The sequence below is a fragment of the Nostoc sp. C057 genome, from assembly GCF_013393925.1.
Classification (GTDB): Bacteria; Cyanobacteriota; Cyanobacteriia; order Cyanobacteriales; family Nostocaceae; genus Nostoc; species Nostoc muscorum_A.
This window is the reverse complement of sequence record NZ_CP040289.1, coordinates 79129-96893: the sequence shown is the minus strand read 5'-3', so window position 1 is coordinate 96893 and position 17765 is coordinate 79129. Positions and strand designations below refer to the sequence as shown.

General features: G+C 41.1%; 17 protein-coding genes and 1 pseudogene. 12 read left to right on the top strand and 6 right to left on the bottom strand.

Annotated features, from left to right (window positions below):
- Nucleotides 1–324: 324 nt before the first annotated feature.
- Entirely contained in the window at nt 325–1545 is a 1221-nt protein-coding gene (locus FD724_RS36685; RefSeq protein WP_306297120.1) for an RNA-guided endonuclease TnpB family protein, read from the top strand.
- Nucleotides 1546–1643: 98 nt separating this feature from the next.
- On the opposite strand, the gene FD724_RS36680 is transcribed toward FD724_RS36685, so the two are convergent.
- Both FD724_RS36680 and modD read right to left on the bottom strand, forming a co-directional pair.
- A complete protein-coding gene (locus FD724_RS36680) occupies nt 1644–2321 on the bottom strand; it encodes a hypothetical protein (protein ID WP_179076566.1) in 678 nt (225 codons plus the stop codon).
- Nucleotides 2322–3094: 773 nt separating this feature from the next.
- The gene (gene modD, locus FD724_RS36675) at nt 3095–3946 is read right to left on the bottom strand and encodes a ModD protein (RefSeq protein ID WP_179076565.1); all 852 of its coding nucleotides are present in this window, start codon (nt 3944–3946) and stop codon (nt 3095–3097) included.
- Between the two features lie 160 nt (nt 3947–4106).
- Between modD and FD724_RS36670 the strand changes: the two genes are divergently transcribed.
- Nucleotides 4107–4352 (top strand): hypothetical protein, encoded by a 246-nt coding sequence (locus FD724_RS36670; protein WP_179076564.1) that lies wholly within the window; start codon nt 4107–4109, stop codon nt 4350–4352.
- A 183-nt stretch (nt 4353–4535) separates the two neighbouring features.
- The gene (locus tag FD724_RS36665) at nt 4536–5021 is read left to right on the top strand and encodes a response regulator (RefSeq protein ID WP_179076563.1); all 486 of its coding nucleotides are present in this window, start codon (nt 4536–4538) and stop codon (nt 5019–5021) included.
- Between the two features lie 126 nt (nt 5022–5147).
- Here FD724_RS36665 and FD724_RS36660 read toward each other — a convergent pair whose 3' ends face one another.
- From FD724_RS36660 to FD724_RS42250, 4 genes and pseudogenes are all read right to left on the bottom strand, one after another.
- On the bottom strand, nt 5148–5759 hold the full coding sequence (locus tag FD724_RS36660) for a PEP-CTERM sorting domain-containing protein (RefSeq protein ID WP_179076562.1): 612 nt from the start codon (nt 5757–5759) through the stop codon (nt 5148–5150).
- A 671-nt stretch (nt 5760–6430) separates the two neighbouring features.
- Nucleotides 6431–6838, bottom strand: a complete 408-nt coding sequence (locus FD724_RS41790; protein ID WP_306297121.1) for a CAAD domain-containing protein — start codon at nt 6836–6838, stop codon at nt 6431–6433.
- A gap of 93 nt (nt 6839–6931) precedes the next feature.
- Nucleotides 6932–8317, bottom strand: a pseudogene (gene vnfD / locus FD724_RS36655) (nitrogenase vanadium-iron protein, alpha chain); the annotation flags it as partial.
- Nucleotides 8318–9035: 718 nt separating this feature from the next.
- Nucleotides 9036–9227: an IS1-like element transposase gene (locus tag FD724_RS42250; protein WP_179076560.1), complete on the bottom strand. Its 192-nt coding sequence runs from the start codon at nt 9225–9227 to the stop codon at nt 9036–9038.
- Between the two features lie 128 nt (nt 9228–9355).
- On the opposite strand from FD724_RS42250, the gene nifH reads away from it, so the two are divergent.
- The 9 genes from nifH to FD724_RS36605 all read left to right on the top strand — a co-directional run bounded on the left by nifH (nt 9356) and on the right by FD724_RS36605 (nt 17694).
- The gene (nifH, locus tag FD724_RS36645) at nt 9356–10255 is read left to right on the top strand and encodes a nitrogenase iron protein (RefSeq protein WP_179076559.1); all 900 of its coding nucleotides are present in this window, start codon (nt 9356–9358) and stop codon (nt 10253–10255) included.
- Nucleotides 10256–10421: 166 nt separating this feature from the next.
- A complete protein-coding gene (locus tag FD724_RS36640) occupies nt 10422–10808 on the top strand; it encodes a hypothetical protein (RefSeq protein WP_179076558.1) in 387 nt (128 codons plus the stop codon).
- Nucleotides 10809–11060: 252 nt separating this feature from the next.
- Nucleotides 11061–12311, top strand: a complete 1251-nt coding sequence (locus FD724_RS36635; RefSeq protein WP_179076557.1) for a substrate-binding domain-containing protein — start codon at nt 11061–11063, stop codon at nt 12309–12311.
- A 297-nt stretch (nt 12312–12608) separates the two neighbouring features.
- The gene (gene nifV / locus FD724_RS36630; RefSeq protein WP_179076556.1) at nt 12609–13727 is read left to right on the top strand and encodes a homocitrate synthase; all 1119 of its coding nucleotides are present in this window, start codon (nt 12609–12611) and stop codon (nt 13725–13727) included.
- A gap of 111 nt (nt 13728–13838) precedes the next feature.
- Nucleotides 13839–14036, top strand: coding sequence for a hypothetical protein (locus FD724_RS36625; protein WP_143854184.1), 198 nt, complete (start codon nt 13839–13841; stop codon nt 14034–14036).
- A 512-nt stretch (nt 14037–14548) separates the two neighbouring features.
- Nucleotides 14549–15259 (top strand): 2OG-Fe(II) oxygenase, encoded by a 711-nt coding sequence (locus FD724_RS36620; RefSeq protein WP_179076555.1) that lies wholly within the window; start codon nt 14549–14551, stop codon nt 15257–15259.
- 99 nt (nt 15260–15358) lie between these two features.
- Entirely contained in the window at nt 15359–16180 is an 822-nt protein-coding gene (locus FD724_RS36615) for an NADPH-dependent oxidoreductase (protein WP_179076554.1), read from the top strand.
- A 652-nt stretch (nt 16181–16832) separates the two neighbouring features.
- The gene (locus tag FD724_RS36610) at nt 16833–17060 is read left to right on the top strand and encodes a hypothetical protein (protein ID WP_179076553.1); all 228 of its coding nucleotides are present in this window, start codon (nt 16833–16835) and stop codon (nt 17058–17060) included.
- Between the two features lie 133 nt (nt 17061–17193).
- Nucleotides 17194–17694 carry a phosphate-starvation-inducible PsiE family protein gene (locus tag FD724_RS36605; RefSeq protein ID WP_179076552.1) on the top strand — a complete coding sequence of 167 codons (501 nt, stop codon included), beginning with the start codon at nt 17194–17196 and terminating at the stop codon, nt 17692–17694.
- The last annotated feature ends 71 nt before the right edge of the window (nt 17695–17765 follow it).

Sequence of the window (17765 nt, the reverse complement as noted above, 5' to 3'; positions counted from 1 at the left end):
AGCAGAAGAAGCCCCACGTCTCACTCTGTACTCAGAGGAGCGTAGGATGAATTCTGGGCAATGAGGAATTGCCCAACGAAAGATAGTGAAAGCAGTTCACTTTTGCATGTTGGTCGATGAGGAATTGCCTATCTCCGGGATTTTTAATGAGTCAATAAGGTCTTCAACAACGTGAGTCATCGTCGTATCCTTCATTGCTGCATATAGTCGCAACTTATTTAATCTGCGTTCACTCATTCGCATTTTGAACCATTCTGTTTTCATTTTGTACCCACATATTACCTACATTTATGATATTATCAGATGACAAGGAGGTGATTAAAAGTGTTGAAAGCAGTTAAGGTCAGGCTATACCCAACAACCGAGCAACAAGAAAGACTAGCCAGATCGTTTGGTTGTGTAAGGTGGTATTGGAACTATGCGCTCAATGCTTGCATTCAACACTATGAACAAACTGGAAAGTCATTAAAAATGAGTGAATACAAGGGTTTACTGCCTCAATTGAAAGTGGAGTACCCTTGGTTAAAGCAAGATTGCTATTCGTCAGTTTTGCAGTGCGTAGCTATTAATCTAGACAAAGCTTACAAAAACTTTTTTGAAGGACGGGCTAAGTTTCCCAAGTTTAAATCAAAATCTGATAAGCAGTCTATTCAGTATCCGCAAAGCGTTACCGTTGTAGGTGATAATTTAAAAATTCCTAAGATTGGTGAAGTGAAGGCAGTATTTCACAGACAAGTTTTGGGAATAATTAAAACTGTCACCATCAGTAAAACTGCTACTGACAAGTACTTTGCCTCAATCTTCGTTGAGGGTGAATGCAGTGATAATAAATTGGGTGGAGATAAAATACTTGGTATTGATCTTGGGTTAAAGGACTTTGCGATTGTCCACGATGGAGAGGAAGTTACCAAGTATTCCAACCCTAAACACTTGAAACGTCACGAGAAAAATCTAGCCCGGAAGCAGAAAAAATTTGCTCGAAAAGTTAAAGGAAGTAAATCAAGACACAAACACAAAAAACTAGTGGCAAAGGTTCACGAACGAGTATCAAATTCCCGCCAAGATTTTTTGCATAAACTCAGCAGAAAGTTGGTTAATGAAAGTCAAATTATTGTTGTGGAAAACCTTCACATCAAGGGAATGGTACGGAACCGGAAGCTATCTAAAAGTATATCCGACGTAGGCTGGGGGATGTTTGTTAATTTCGTTGATTACAAGTTAAAGGACTCATTGGGTCAGCTTGTTGAAATACATAGATTTTTCCCCAGTTCAAAAACTTGTTCATGCTGTGGTCATGTTGTTGATGAGTTGCCGTTAGATATCAGAGAGTGGGATTGTCCGAAGTGTAAATCTCATCACGATAGGGACGGCAATGCCAGCCAGAACATCAGAACAGAAGGCATTCGGATATTATCTATGGACGGAGGGAACCCCGTTCTTGCCGAGTCGAGGCGAAGTAAGACCAAGAAACCGCAAGGGGAAAAGGCATTTGTCAATGAAACCGGAAGCCCACACCCAATCTGTACTCAGATGGGTGTTGGGTAGTTCACTGAGATATCTTCAGCCTTACAGAAGAAGTTAAATATCAGACTGGTATTAGAAGATGAACTCTCCGTTGTAGGCATCTTTAATCAGACGGGTTTTCAGAAATATTTTGGTTTCAAAGGAGAAGCAGGAGCAGATAATATGACGATATTTCTCACATTACTAACGTAACGACCTCCAGCTTTGTCACCTGGAACTACTAAACGAGCAAATCCTTCATCTGTTAAAGGCACGACGTTACCATCAGTACCTTTTTTTGCAAATGCAACTAGCACTGTCTTCCCTTCAAAGTTAGGTTGAATTTCACCAATAGCTACGACTGCACCATAGCAATCTGTGGCATCAACTAGAACATATTGCCTCAGAAAAGAGTTTTTAGAATTCACCCCAGAATTCCCAGGTTTTAGACCACCTCCGGCTTTCGGATTATTAATCAATTCCCATAGAGGAACTCCATAGTATGTTTCTGTTCGTGGCCCTGAGCCGGTTTGAAAGCTGACAGTAATTTCAGTAACTAATGCTGGATTTTGTTTTTTTAAAGCATCTCGCAAATTCTTCAGGTTTTGCAAGTTGTAGGTGGTTGGATTATTGAGTTCTCCACCCAAGCGAAAACTTGGCGAAAAACCTCCAAGACACTTATTTTTATCCCAGACAGATGGTATTCTTTCTTCTTTTTCCGAGGGAAAACCACTTCTTGAGTCAGCTAAAGTAGGCTGCCATAAAACCAGTATCGATAGTATTAAAGACGCAATGGGGATCGTGCGGGTAAAACGCATAAAACATTTCTCCATTTACTATTGAATATTGAAAAAGTTAGATAGTTTTGCTCAACCAAAATTAGTATCGTTACCGCCAAAATTGAGCAATTTGACAATAGATTCTGTTAGACGAAAATAAAAATGGTTCTATCGTTAAACTTTCAACTCCTTACCAGACGCTACTAAATAGCTAGTTTTTAATAACTCATATTAAAAACTAATGAATCCTTACGCCAAAGTTAGTCGCAAACCTCTTATTAGATTTGCGTTTTTCCAAATGGATAAGCTGTGTAATCTAATGAAGATAATACCAACTTATTGAGTAAAATACCAACTAATATAGTAATAGAACATAAATAAAATTAATTTTTATTTCTTTTTAAAATAGTTCGGCTTAATATTATATAGAAACTAAGCTGTCGTTATTTGCCTTATAAATAGGTAACTATCAAGTTAATAAACTCTTTATAAGTGAGACTCACCTGTAAATTGGAAAACTGTCCGAGTTATGAGGAAGGGTTGTAGTTATCCCGACACTATAGTTGAAGCAAAACCATAGAGCGGCTAGACTACTCCGTGTATACAACCAATAGACCAAATAAATGCTACAATTCCTGATGCAGTGAATAGAGCGATAGATGGCTATATCGCTCTATTTCATCAACTGCTTAAGAGCTTCGCAAAACGCCCATTTACTTCCGTTCTAAGTCTTGCCTAAGCGCTGTTCTTTCTGGCTCAACTCCTGCGTTTTAACAACTGCAATTTTAAGTATCAAACTAAATTAAAAATGCCTACTGCGCCATCGTCATTTTGACTGCAATATCGCATGGTTTACCAAAGTACGGTGAACTTGTCACTAAAATGTCTACACCAGTGCTAGCATAATCCTTTATATTTTCAGAGGTAATACCACCAGCTGCTGCTAGTTTTAAGTTTGGATACTGCTGCTTCAATTTCAAAACTAGAGGCTCAAGGTCTGGTAGGGGAATTTTATCAAACTGAATTAAATCTACACCTGCTTGAGCAGCCATCCAAGCATCTTTTGGTGTATCTACTTCAACGCAAATATGTTGTTCTGGAAACTGTCGTCGCAGTTCATTCATGCGCTCAATTAACCCACCTATACCTCCCAGGAATATCAGGTGTTGGTTAAAGATCAGAACTGTTTCAGATAATCCTAAGCGATGAAAAAATCCCCCGCCAGCTAGAACTGCTTTGATGGAAAGCGCTCTAGTACCTGGAAAACATTTACGAGTAGTCACAATAGAAACAGACTGATTTACTGATGAAGCAGTATCTACTAATACTCTTGTACGCGAAGCAATGCCGGAGGCGTATTCCATCAAATTTAAAGCAACTCTCCAGCCACTGTGCAAAGCTTGAGCAGTGCCACTAGCTTGAAGAATTAATTGCTTCTCTTGGCAGACTGTACCACTTTCGACTTGATAATGAACTTCGGCACCACAATATTTTAATACTCTGGCTGCTTCTTCAGTAGCGCAAATAGTCATCGAATGACGGGTAGAAAACTCGATTTTACCAGGTTGCTTGCCAATGCCAAGTCCGTAGGTTGTCAAATCTAGGTAGGGAACATCTTCCCGAATTAACCTAGCGATCGCCTCATCTGAGAAGAAAACACTCATTATGGGTATTCAAGATTATTTTTTAGAGTCCTCTACAATTTTTACCAAAATAGTTGGGAAAACAGTAGCTATCGCTACAATTCGCAGGCTTAATAATGTGATATTTGTAACCTCGCAGTAGTATCGACTCTAGTACAAAAAGTCATGAAAAAGTATTTATTTGAAGTATTTATTTGCCATACCACTGATTACTCGTATATTAGGTGTCACAATGCCTAGTCAGGTTTGGGCTGTTTCTTTGTATAATTCTGGCAGTTTGAAGACTGCCTTTGATGAAATCTCTAAGAACTTTACTGCCAAATATGACATTTCCGTTACACAAGTGTCTAGCCCTTATGGTTCGCTACGGGAACGTATAGAGCAAGAACTTTCATCAAAAAAAGTATCACAGATGTTTATGGACTAAAAAAAATAAAAGGCTGCTATGGCAGGGCACTCATCTCGTAGCAAGAAAATAATACATCTTGCCAATTTGCTTGCAAAAGTAAAAATTTTTTTGATATAGTGCCCGCTAGGCAGCTAGTTCATGAGTAGTCACCTGTAAGACTTCCTCTGTAATTCATTAGATAACTAGGGAGGCAATTATATCGTGCCAGATAATTTTGAGGACACGCGTTCTGGAAAAGATACAAGAGACTTAGATATTTTTCAAGGATTGACGATTCTTGTGGTAGACGATAGCACAGATATCCTTTTTTTAATTACCTATATTTTTGAAAGTTATGGAATCCAGGTAATAACGGCATCCAATGCTTCGGCAGCATTTGAGATTATTAAACAATATCAAGTGGATCTTTTAATTATCGACATCGCCATGCCATTAGAGAACGGATACTCGCTAATACAGCAAGTCCGTTCACTTACATCTCCACTAACAAGAGAAATCCCAGCGATCGCTTTTACTGGTAGTTCTGAAGATAAGGTGGATAAAAAGGCTCTTGCATCTGGATTTCAAAGTTATATCCAAAAGCCTTCAGACTTAGAACAGTTTAGAACAGAAGTAGCAAAACTGCTTCAGATATCCTGCAAAAGAATGGCGATCTCCTCTATTATCTGGAAACAAGTAGTTAACTAACAATACAAAAGGCAGTTAGCAGAATACAGATTATTCTGTTTATATGAGTGCAACTATAGCAGTCATACCTACTTTGTAAGCATATCCCCAACTTCTGAAAAAGTTGGAGATATGCTTACAAGTGATTTAGAAATGCTGTATTTTTAAACCTACTTTTCGCTTATACAGTAGTAAAGTTATACCACCCGTGACTAACATGGCAGGTATTGAATCTGATTCAGGAATCGGTGTAATTTGACCCGAACCACTTATTGTGTTGCTAAATTGTCCAAAATCATTCACTCGACGACCGGTAGTAACTAAAAAATATTTCTGTCCTGTAAGGAGTTCTTGGTTGAAAGTAACAGTACTACCATTAGTAGTGGTATTTGCTATAAGAACATTGGTTAATTGTTCAGTAGGATTGAAACTGTCCTGATATAAAGCTAAGAAAATATCCCATTTTCTATTTGCAGGTGGCGTAGGTTCAGATTCACCACTTATATTATATAAACCTGATTGATCGACCGTAAAATCAAATACACTGTAAGGTACACTCATTCCCAAATTCCCATCTTTTTCACCACTGATAAGAGTGGGAGGATTCCCTGGTGCTACACGCCGCCAAATTGGTTCATTTGTTGTATCTCCCTCATAAGTAAAGGTAGCAGCTTTGGAGGGTTGAGCGGTAGAAATAGTAGCTAATGCTAACCCCAAAATAACCATTAATGGTTTTTGAAAAAACTTTGTTTTTAACATAAATTATCTCCTTGGATTTACTAATAGCTTGTTTCAAAAATGTTGAGGGCGAGAAACTTATCAAGCAGATTCTCGATTGTGAGTGACACTCGACAGATGGCGATCGCATAGATAGGATTGCTGGCAAATGTCTCGACTTCCTCACTATTAATGCTTAAATAGTCATTGATATGAGCATTTAAACTTTATGAATTATTCAACAGTGTTTATCGCATATTTTTTTATACGAATTTGTGTTTTTGATTGAAGCTATCATACCAACTTGGTTGGAAAAAATCAATTCAACTACGTAATTAAACGCTGACTTTATCAAAACTTTAAGTAAAAAGTTTTTTTATTTCGCACGACTTACACGGATGACAAGACTTTATTAGTAACTACGACTGTGGTGCTTTTACGATGCCCACGGCGAGCGTACCCCTGCTCAAAAGCCAGCTATGCAGAAGCCGTAAACCTTGTGGCATAGTTATGCTTAGGGTGCAGCCTCTGTCTCCGACACGCTATTCGCGTTCGTAGAGAAGCGATCGCAATCTCTACGACGGGCTACACCTACGCAACATAGCCATTTGCTCTCAAAATCCAAGCAAGTTCTTGCATAGTGCGGGGAATGTGTTTGTTTGCCTTGTGCTTTCTTTCATCGTGAAAGAAAGCAAATGTGGAGGCATAATAGCTTATGAATCTTGTCCCTCGACAATTTCTTTTTGGATAAAACTAATTTGTGCAGCTAATTCTTGCCGAGTAGAAGCTTTAAATAGATATCGAAAAACAAACCAGATTAAGTAACCAATTCCAGTCAATTCAAAAACGAGATTTAACTGGGGAATTTCATTGATTACATCTAGGACAGCTATAATTATCTTAACTGTAATAGTCGCTGTAATAATTGTAGAAAAACAAATAATTGGCATCTGGTATTCAGTGGAAAAACTACCTAAGTATTTAGGCAATTGCTCCAAAAAGGTAGAGAATTTACCTCCAATATGCTGGCGTTGAGGTAATGGTTGATTATCAGGTATTACCAATGGTTGAGTATCAAATTTTGAACTTTCAAGTACTGCGTAGTTTACCGCCGTAGGCATCGGTTCGGTTGATGTAATATCAAAAGATTTGGATTGTTCTACTTCACTCTCCCCAAGTTTACTATTTTCTTCAGCGATAATAGTTTTCTTTTGCTCACCACGGATATCATCCTTAGCCAACTTCATCAAAGGAGAATAAATGGCATTGTACATATCCCTTGCCATATTCACCGCACCTTCAAAACCCATATAAGGGCCATTGTGGTAGCCATGACCATTCACATAAGGCAAATGCAACTTCTTCACCAAAGCACCCACCCTCGGGCCAGTCAACACCAAATCAGGCTTGACCATCTCCAGCACTTCAAAGAACTCAAGTTCATTGCCATCATCAATATAGATAGTCCCTTCTTCACCTCTGGCAATTACCTTTTCAAAATCCTCTTGGTGTCCAAACTTGGACGACATCGCCACCACTTTCATTCCCAAATCGTCTTCCAGCGCTTTCGTCCAGTGCCACAAACGCGGGCCTCCAGTCCAAATACAGACCTTTTTCCCAGTTAAGCGCTCCTTATACCAAGCTAACTTCGATTCATATTTAGCGACTTCTTCAGCAATCACAGCTTCGGCTCTATCCTCAATCCCAAAGAAAGCACCGATTTTGCGTAACCCTTCCTTAGCATAGTCAAAGCCCCAAGTATCGACATCGATACGGGGAATGCCGTATTTTTTCTTCAACTCATTGGCAATATATCCAGCAGAACGGGCACAGTTAGTTACATTCAACTGCGCTCTGTGCATTCCACGTAATGAGTCATAAGTACCATTCCCGGTAAAATGGGCAATAATTTGCACACCCATTTTTTCCATATACTTTTCAAGGACAAAGGTATCCCCTTGAATGTTGTAGTCACCAATCACATTAATCGTGTATGGGCTGGTAATTTCTGGCTCATAAGTTCCTACCTTGTCCGTCATCCACCCCATGTTGAATACATGGTGTCCTTTGGATTGACTCACCCCAGCAAAACCTGGACACTCAACAGTGAAGATATCGACATCACCCAGTTCTTTTTCTACTTCTTTGACTACAGGCTTGATATCATCACCAATCAAAGCAGTAGAGCAAGTGGTGTACACCATCATCCGCTTGATGTCAGGAAATTCTGCAAAGGCTTCCAACATCGCTTTTTTCAGCAGCTTTTCACCACCGAAGACAACGTGCTGTTCCTTCATGTCCGATGACCAGACATATTTGAGTTGGAAGTTGCCATTGTCGCTGGGATAGCGTTTAGTGTGCCATGTATCATAAGCACAGCCCACAGGCCCATGTATCAACTGGATAGTGTCTTTGAGAACACCACCAATTACTAGCTTTGCACCACAATAACTGCATCCGCGCTCAGATAATGAGCCAGGAATGGTTTCGACGTGGGCGCTAGGGAGAAACTGGGTTGTATCTTCTCCTTTCTCTTTAATATATATGTGCTTCTCCCGTTCGGGAATAGTTTTGTCGCACTTAAACAACTTCATTGGCATGGCTGATTGCTCCAGTTGCAATTAAGAAGAAGACAGACTCTTCTAATATGTAAGTTTTGTCAGAAACTTCTTTAAGTTCCTTGATTTCAAAATCCTATCAACCTTTCTAATTAATAATAGTAAAGCTGATAACAATAACGCGAATTAATATTGCAAAATGAGAATAAAGCCCGTTTAGAATAGACAGTTCTGTATAGATTTAAATTAATCCCAATCATTCTATATAAAAGACTTTGAGTCAAGAGAGTAGACAGACTATTCTAACTGGAAATGAAGAGGTAAATGATTTAATTTATGTCCTCAATATAGATATTTCACTAAAGAGAAATCGACGATATTCTCTCAAGTTTCAACAACAGAATAACGCAATTATCGGCTTTGAAGCTCTCTAGATGATGACTAATTGTAACCACGAATACTCTTTGTAAATTAATTCCTCAGCGCAAGTAAATTGGCCAGATGTATGATATTCTTTATTTATAGGGAATCTAAAACCAGAATAAAAACTCCTTAGATTCCTTTGAAGTGAGTATCAGACCAGCCTCATCAGTTATTGGTGATGGCATAACGTTAATCGAAGTGGAGCAAAACCGCCTAAAAATCGGTTTTTCGTTTGGCGAAGCTGTTGCCATAGCGTAGGCTGGACTGATTTTTCTATGTATCTTCTTTGCAGCAAAAATAATACTTGTCTTGCTGTGAGTAAACAGAAATTTCTCATTCACCTGCCGTATCTGTGGAAGTTTTTTGGATTTTTGGTAACAGAATTGGAACTAATTTTTAGCACCCTTGTTGTATCTCGCATCCCGCTAATATTTACTGCCATATCTGTAAGAAGCTGTTGAACTTCTAGCAAATAACTGCAATATTTATAGTGCTGGATAGACGGTTGATGCCCACTATCTAACAGCATCAATTAAGTCACAAACTGGGTAGTAAATACTTTCAAGATTTACAACTCCAATTTGATTCAATACTCTGCTTGATTACACCATAATCTGGGAGCCGAATTAATAAGTCTGCGCCATTATTGAGGTTTTTATGCGGAAAATCGCTATTTATGGAAGAGGGGGAGTTGGCAAGTCCACAACAACTCAAAATGTAGTGGCTGGACTCACTGATCTGGATCGTAAGGTGATGGTTGTAGGGTGTGACTCAAAAGCAGACTCCACCCGGCTTCTCTTGGGAGGATTCCACCAGAAGATTGTACTCGACACATTGCGTAAAGAAGAAGATGATGATTTGAATCTAGAAGACTTCCGCCAGGTGGGATGGGGGAAGACGCTGTGTGTGGAATCGGGTGGGCCGGAACCTGGTGTAGGATGTGCAGGTAGAGGCATTCTGACATCAATTGGGTTGCTGGAACAACTTGGTGCTTATGATGATGCAGTTAGACTTGATTATACATTTTATGACGGTCTAGGTGACGTGGTATGCGGTGGATTTGTCATGCCCATTCGTGAACGCAAAGCTCAAGAAGTTTACATTATCACTTCTGGGGAAATTATGGCAATGTATACCGTCAACAACATCTGCCGAAGTATTCAAAAGTATGCACCCATAGGCGGTATACGTCTGGGAGGATTGATTTGCAACTCTCGCAAAGTCGATGAGGAAGATGATTTGATCGAGGCTCTGGCAGAGAAACTGGGGACTCAAATGATCTACTCCATACCCAGAGACAATATGGTGCAGCAAGCAGAGTTCCACCGCAAGACGGTGATTGAGTATGCTCCTGAGTCTGAACAGGCGCAGCACTATCGCAACCTAGCAATGGCAATTGACCAGAATACAGATTTTGTCACTCCGAAATCTATGTCTAACGATCAGCTAGAGGAACTGCTGGTACAGTTTGGGTTGTTTAGACACCTCCAAACATTAGGTATTAGCCCAAACTCCACAAAGGTTGCAGATTCATTTTCGGAGATACCTCTTGAATAGGACGATGCAGTAGGGGTTATCCCTCATACAAAGTGTCTGGAGCAATTGGCGATCTCTGACTCGAAAAAGCAGAAAAAACTGCGTAAACTTCTTACCACCATTTGAGAAATCGGCGTTCTGAACCACGCCAAAATTCGTCTACCTCATTGAAGGAGGAGAACTCATTATGTTGACCGAAGAGGTTTTAGTCGAAAAATTTATCACCATAGTCAAGGAACGCTGTGCCAAAGTAGGTGAGTTGCTCCAGTACTGCCACGTCGAACTCGTAAACTCTTACTGGGGCTGCCCTCCAAAACTTATACAACATTTTGTTGTTTATTATCCTAATATGCTGTTTGCCTCAATTAATGACAACAAAGATGTTTTCAGAGGCGTTGCTCAAGATTTGGGGATATGTCAGGCTGTTTGCATAAATGCCACACGCATTATTCGCGATCCCGCCTCAAGGTTGAAGGAAAAGAACCCGATCTTATGGTTGGAACTCCAGTGGGTGGCAGTACCAACTAAAAAAGGCAATTGGCATCTAGATCAGGATTTCCCGCACTCGGACTAAGTTTTTTTTGGTGACGTAGCTTGCTACCGTTGGCGATGCCTACGGCAGCAAGCTACGCTAAATCACTAAAATAGTATCCAAAAATGCAAGTATTCTAGCGATATGTATGCTATGCTTGCAGCAAATAAGCAAAATTGTCAAAACATCAATATGTCTGACAACAAAAGCGGCAAATACGAGAAAACCTTGCGATTGACCCAACAGATTTAAGTTTGTCTGCTGTGGCTTTTTCTAACGGAGATATACAGCCTCATGAAACTGGATGTGAATCTTTGCAATAACCTGAAGTCAATTAGAACTCGCTTGGGTATGAGTCAGCAAGAATTAGCTAATATAGCTGGCGTAACTCGTCAGAGTATTGGTGGTGTGGAACTAGGGCAATATGCTCCTTCTGTTGCTATGTCACTGCGTTTAGCCAAGGCTCTTGGCTGCCAAGTCGAGGACTTATTCTGGTTTGAAGAAGATTTACCAGAAGTTGAGGCAATTCTTGCGGGATCAGTCCCTAAGCAACGGCAATCGCGAGTTAGTCTAGCGCGGGTTGGGGATCAATGGATAGCTTATCCCCTCGTTGGGAATGATGCTTTTCGGATCGAAATGATTCCAGCTGATGGTGAGACGCTTGCAGCGATCTACCCTGATGCTAAGGAATCCGTAAGGGTGGAACAGTTACCCAGCATCAGCAAATTGCCATTAGCGTCAGAAGTAGCTAGTAATGAGCGTCAATCGGAGGGTGAAGCACAAAACCAAAACGTTACAAATAAAGTCCTGGTTCGGATTCTGGATGATATAGACAAACTACACAATACAGTTGTGATTGCTGGTTGTACACCTGTGCTTTCCCTCTTGGCAAGAGCAACTGAACGTTGGCATCCGCAACTGCGAATTCATTATCGTTTCGCCCACAGCAAGGCTGCATTACGTAGTCTGTGCAAAGGTGAAGTTCATATTGCAGGAATGCACTTATACGATCCCAAAACTGGGGAACATAACATTCCCTTTGCGCGGGAAGCCTTAACAGGCAAGAGTGCCGTTTTGATTACTCTTGGAGTTTGGGAAGAAGGTTTGTTAGTCCCATCAGGAAACCCAAGGGGAATTAAAACAGTTTCCGACTTAGTAGAATTTGGAGCAACTATTGTCACCCATGAAGCGGGTTCTGGCGGTCAGATGCTTTTAGAACGGAAACTCCAAGAAGAAGGAGTGGCATCCCAGACTGTGAAAGGATTTACCCATATCGTTCACAGCCATCAAGATGTTGCCTTATCTGTAGTCTCAGGAATTGCTGATGCAGGGATCAGTACGGCATCTATAGCTGCTGCTTTTGGGTTGGGATTTATCCCCCTTCATAGTGCGCGATACGACTTGGTGATTATTAAAGAATACTTGGAAGAAGAACCAGTAAAACAGTTCCTCAGTATCTTGGGACATCAGCTAGTGCGATCGCAATTAGAGATTCTCGGCGGCTATGACACTAGCAAGATTGGGGAAGTTGTAGCAAATATTTAGTAATTCGTAATGATGCTCTCTACGTACCCCTCCGGGGAAGCAAGCTACGCGCAGCGTGTCGCAGACAGACGCTAAAAGCATAGCTTGCAACTCTTACAGAGTACGCAGACTCGCTACCGCTACGTTCGCGGAGCGTCTCGTAGAGAAGACAGTAATTCGTAATTATTATCCTATGGCTAAGAAATATGTCTTTTAGTTTCCACAACTCAAGTTAGCTGCTGTGTATTTCAATTATGAATTACTCAAGCAAATCAAAATCACCCAACAAGTTAGCTGGTTATGAATCACCACTTCACTATGAACAAACATCCCGTTCAGATTAACGATACAACCTTGCGAGATGGCGAACAAGCCGCAGGTGTAGCCTTTAATGTTGAAGAAAAAATTGCGATCGCTACTTTTCTGGATGCCATTGGTGTTCCAGAATTGGAAATTGGCGTGCCGGCAATGGGACAGGAAGAAGCAGAATCGATCCGAGCGATCGCTAATCTGGGATTAAATGCCCAATTACTTGGCTGGAACCGTGCTAAATTGTCCGATATCCAGGCATCTATAGATTGTGGTTTGGAACGGGTGCATATTTCCGTTCCTGTCTCAGAAATTCAGATTGCCGCCAAGTTTGGAGGTAAGCAGCAGGTAATGCTGGATCTTTTGCGGGATGCGATTAATTTCGCTTGCGATCGCGGTTTAGCGGTATCTGTTGGCGGAGAAGATTCTTCCAGAGCCGATCCATCTTTTCTATTGGATGTGGCGTATTATGCTCAAGAGTTGGGAGCTTTCCGGTTTCGCTTTTGTGACACTGTAGGAATTCTCGACCCTCTGAACACTTACAGCAAAGTTCGCTCCCTTGTGCATCATCTATTCATTCCCATAGAAATGCACACGCATAATGATTTTGGACTGGCAATGGCGAACTCGCTAGCTGGTATTGAAGCAGGAGCGCGATCGGTTAACACTACAGTAAATGGGATTGGTGAACGCGCAGGTAATGCGGCGTTGGAAGAAATGGTGATGGCACTGAAACACCTTTACAACATCCCAACAGGTATTAATACAAAACGGTTGCTGGAACTATCGCGGTTAGTTGCTAAAGCTGCTAATTGGCCGGTTCCTCCCTGGAAAGCGATCGTGGGTGAAAATACTTTTGCACACGAGTCAGGGATTCATGCTCACGGTGTGTTGCAAAATCCTGGTACTTACGAACCTTTTGCGCCGGAAGATGTTGGTTGGGAACGTCGCCTTGTTGTAGGCAAACATTCCGGTCGGCATCTGATCATCAGTGTGCTGCAAGAACATGGAATCATACTCAGTCAGCCAGAAATTCAATCAGTGCTGGATGCTGTAAAGCATGAGTCAGTAAAAGTTAAGCGCAGTCTCACTGTTGAAGAACTCCTGAGTTTTGTTCCCCAAAGGTGAACTCAATGAGGAGTCGGGAGGGTTAAGAAAGCATCACAATTCCGTCTCTGGTTAGCGATTGCAGTTATTGTACCAACTGCTAGAATACTACCAATTATGTTGGTAAAAGCTATGCCGAGAAAAGAGCAAGGATGGATCACTTTTCAATTGTCTCCAGAAGAACGGCAACTTTTAGAGCAGTACTGCAAGCGGTTCCAACGCACTAAGACTGATGTTTTGCGCTCCCTGTTGCGTAGTCTCCAAGGACAATCACTCAAACAGCAGGGAAAGCAGTTTGATCCTGGAGAGGTTGATCTGGACTTATTTTGAGCAGTGGTGAAGAACCGCGATCGGTAAAGCGAGTTGTCTTGCACTTAAACAAATTTGCAATGAGGTTGGTAATCCCTCTGAAATCGTAAAAAAGCGTTCAAGTTCAAAAGTTGGCTATGACAAATCCTACAAAATTATTGCGATCGGGATCTGGGTACTGGGTACTGGGCAAGAAAATATGAGTAAGTTCTATTAGGGTCTGAATCGAATGGAACTAAGAAAAGCTGAAATACTTGCCTGGTAAGGGGTTTAGGAAACTAATAGTTTTAAGGTCGGGAATCAGAATAATCTGCAACTCTCAGTTTGCGATCGCTGCTTCATTAGCCTACTTTTTCCAAAGTGATGAAACCCTTGTAAATAATAGATTTGCGCTTAACTTAGTGCCATTCGGGTCTGAATCCCCATCTAAATCTTCCCAGTCCCCAGTCCCTAGTCCCCAGCCCCTAGTTCAATACCACTTGATGTCCAGGGTAATCATGATTGGTTAATTATACTAAAGCGTTTTTTCTACCATGCTTAATTTTGATTCCATTCGTACCACAGCAATGCAAAAAGTCCCATACAATTGGGCTTTGATCAAAAACCTGCTTTCACCAGAAGCAAGTTTAGAACTAACTGCGAGTTTTCCCCACGAAGAGTTTCGCCTGTCGGAGGGAGAGGGATATGGATACTCTTGGGGAAAGATGCTTGCTACTAGCGAGGATATTTCCTTGATGCTCAAATCTAGCGATAATCGCTGGCGAGAGCGGATGGCACAAGGCAGACTTACTTGTGACTTGAGACACCTGAGTAGAGTTTGGCGACAGTTGATAGAAGGATTGTGGACAGATTCTTACCGCGCAGCCATAGCTGAAATGTCTGGGTTGGAACTAAAGGACTGTGTAATGGATATTGGATTTCGCCGATATAGCTCAGGACAGTTGCATCACCCTCATACAGACGAGCCGAACAAAGTTTTAACTCATCTGCTATTTTTCAATCAGCAATGGTCTGTAGATTGGGGAGGCTGTTTGCGAATTCTCAAAGACTCCCAGCCGGAATCTGCCTTCCAAGATATTCTACCCCTTAGTGATTCCTCAGTTGCGATCGCACGTTCTGACAATTCTTGGCATACGGTAACTCCGCTTACTTGTCCTGCATCTGAGTATCGGCTAGCCTTACGAGTTGCTTTTTTTCGGAACGATCTAATTTCAGATTTCGGAGAAACCCAGCTAGCTGCGTAGTAATCAAGTCTTTTCTCTCTATTTTTGTCAGTTAATCAGCCTCCTGATTTTCTGCTTCTTCCTTAATCGTAAAAAAGTGTTCAGGTTCAAAAGCTGACTATGACTAATCCTACAGAACTACTGCGATCGCGCTACGGTGAAGTTCCCTTCAATCACGAAATTGACTGGAACGATTCTCTAGAAACGCTAATAGCCCACCGTTCAGTCCGGTCTTATCTATCCGATCCTTTACCACCAGGAACCCTAGAATGGCTAGTTGCTGCTGCTCAATCTGCTCCTAGTTCAGCTAATATGCAAACCTGGAGTGTAGTAGCAGTTGAAGATCAAGAACGCAAAGCAGAATTATGCAGGCTGGCTAATAACCAAGTATGGATTAACCAAGCTCCCGTATTCTTCGTTTGGTTAGCAGATTTAGGTCGTCTGGCTCATGTTGCTGACAGTCGCGGACTAGCTCCCGTAGCTCTGGATTACGTAGAACTGTTGGTTAAAGCAATAGTCGATGCTTCAGTCGCAGCGCAAAATGCGATCGTAGCTGCTGAATCTGTTGGTTTAGGAACGGTGTATATCGGCGCAATCCGCAAAAGTACTCAAGAGGTAGCAACATTATTGAATTTGCCACCTTTTGTCTTCCCTGTGTTTGGGTTGTGTGTGGGTTATCCCAATCCTGAAGCACAACCTGTTGTTAAGCCGCGTCTACCCCAGCCAGCTGTATTCCACCGAGAAACCTATAAATTGGCAGAGCAAGATGAGGCGATCGCTCACTATAATGATATCATGAAAGAGTTCTACACTGAACAAAAGATGAATGTCGCTGGTGATTGGTCGCAACATTCAGCTGAGCGAATAGCCACTTTAGACTATTTAAAAGGGTGTAAGGATTTGCGTGAGACTCTGAATAACTTCGGCTTCAAGTTGTTATAAAAGGAGTCAACAGCCAGAAGACGCAGAGAACTCTAAGCATTCAGCGTACCTCTAGTAGTCTGTCAATAAATAATTGATGGATAAATTAAGAGTAGAGACGGCGATTTATCGTGTCTCTTTAACCATCAAAATGAATTTGACAGACTACTCGTCTCAAGTAAACTATACGCTGCGGCGACCAGAAGAGAACTTCTGATATCTGCACCAAAGCTTTTGACACTTCAAGACTCAAAACCCTACACTTCAGTCTCAAAAGATGATTTCGGTGCGTAAGTCTAAGCAATAGATAACAACTTAGGCACCATGACAAAATTATCTCATTGCGAGTACTGCGATCACCTCCGGTGGGCGGTTACGCCATCGCATTCGCGGAGCGTCTCCAAGAGTTGCAATCTCAAACCTTAGTTTTCAGTGCGTAAGTCCTAAAATAGACTCGCTAACTTGTCAGATATAGCAATTCTCCTGCTTGAAACCTTTGTAAGAATTTGGGGAATCTGAAGGCATTTAAGCAGTCAACAGGCGAACAATTTAATTGGTATTCCAGCAAGTTTTATCTTTCAAAAAAGGGCTGACCTGTAAGAATCGCTCTTTCCCTGAGAATTGCTGACCAAAAATGTAGAACTAACCCGCGAAACCAAAGGAACTTCAAACAATGAATAATCTATCTACTAAAGACCTCAACAGACTACGCTCTCAAAGCAAAATAATTGCTAGTCGAGTGGAGATTTTCATCGAAACTTACTTATCAGAAACCTCTCTTGATGAAAATCTGGTTAACGAAACCTTAGAAGAGATTGTCAAAGCTGCGAATAACTTAACAACCGCAGCATCAAAGATGAAAACTGCCGAAACCGCCCATAAACTCAACGGTTCCAAATAGTTTAATAGGGCTGAGTTAAACCCCATAGCTAAATGGGGATTGAATACAGTTCCAAGTGCTGAGTAATCGATGCTAGATACTCAGCACTATTTCAGTTATGGAGATAAATTAATCTAGTCTATTAGGAAATACCATGCTAAAGGGGATAACTTCAAGTTTCAATAACTGGTTAAAAAGAAATACAATTGTACGTAACCTGGAATTTTTTCAAGACTTTATTATCATTTCTCTCTGCCTTGGTTTGTTCTGTGTAATGCTCATCCGACTGGGAGATATGTTTTTCTCCTTTTTGAGTCCATTAGATTTACGACAAGTAACATCTGATATCCTGTTCATTTTGATTTTAGTAGAGTTGTTCCGTCTGTTAATTGACCATCTACAACAACAGCGAACATCTGTTACCGCAGCAGTAGAAATTACTATTGTTTCTGCTTTAAGAGAGGTGATTTTACGTGGGGTCCTCGAAATCCCCCGCGATCAAATTTTTGGAATAGCTCTATTTCTGATGGTTTTAACAGTAATTATGGTGGCTTTACCTTGGATATCTCGTTTTCTTGAACAGGTCAAAATTGCTAACCCAGAAACAGTAGAAAAAGCGCAATTATTGGCTAAAAACTCTCTAGCTTCTGATTAATTGTAACCACAAATACTGTTTAAAAAATAGTTAGTGATCGCAAGTAATTTTAACAAATGTATGATATTCTT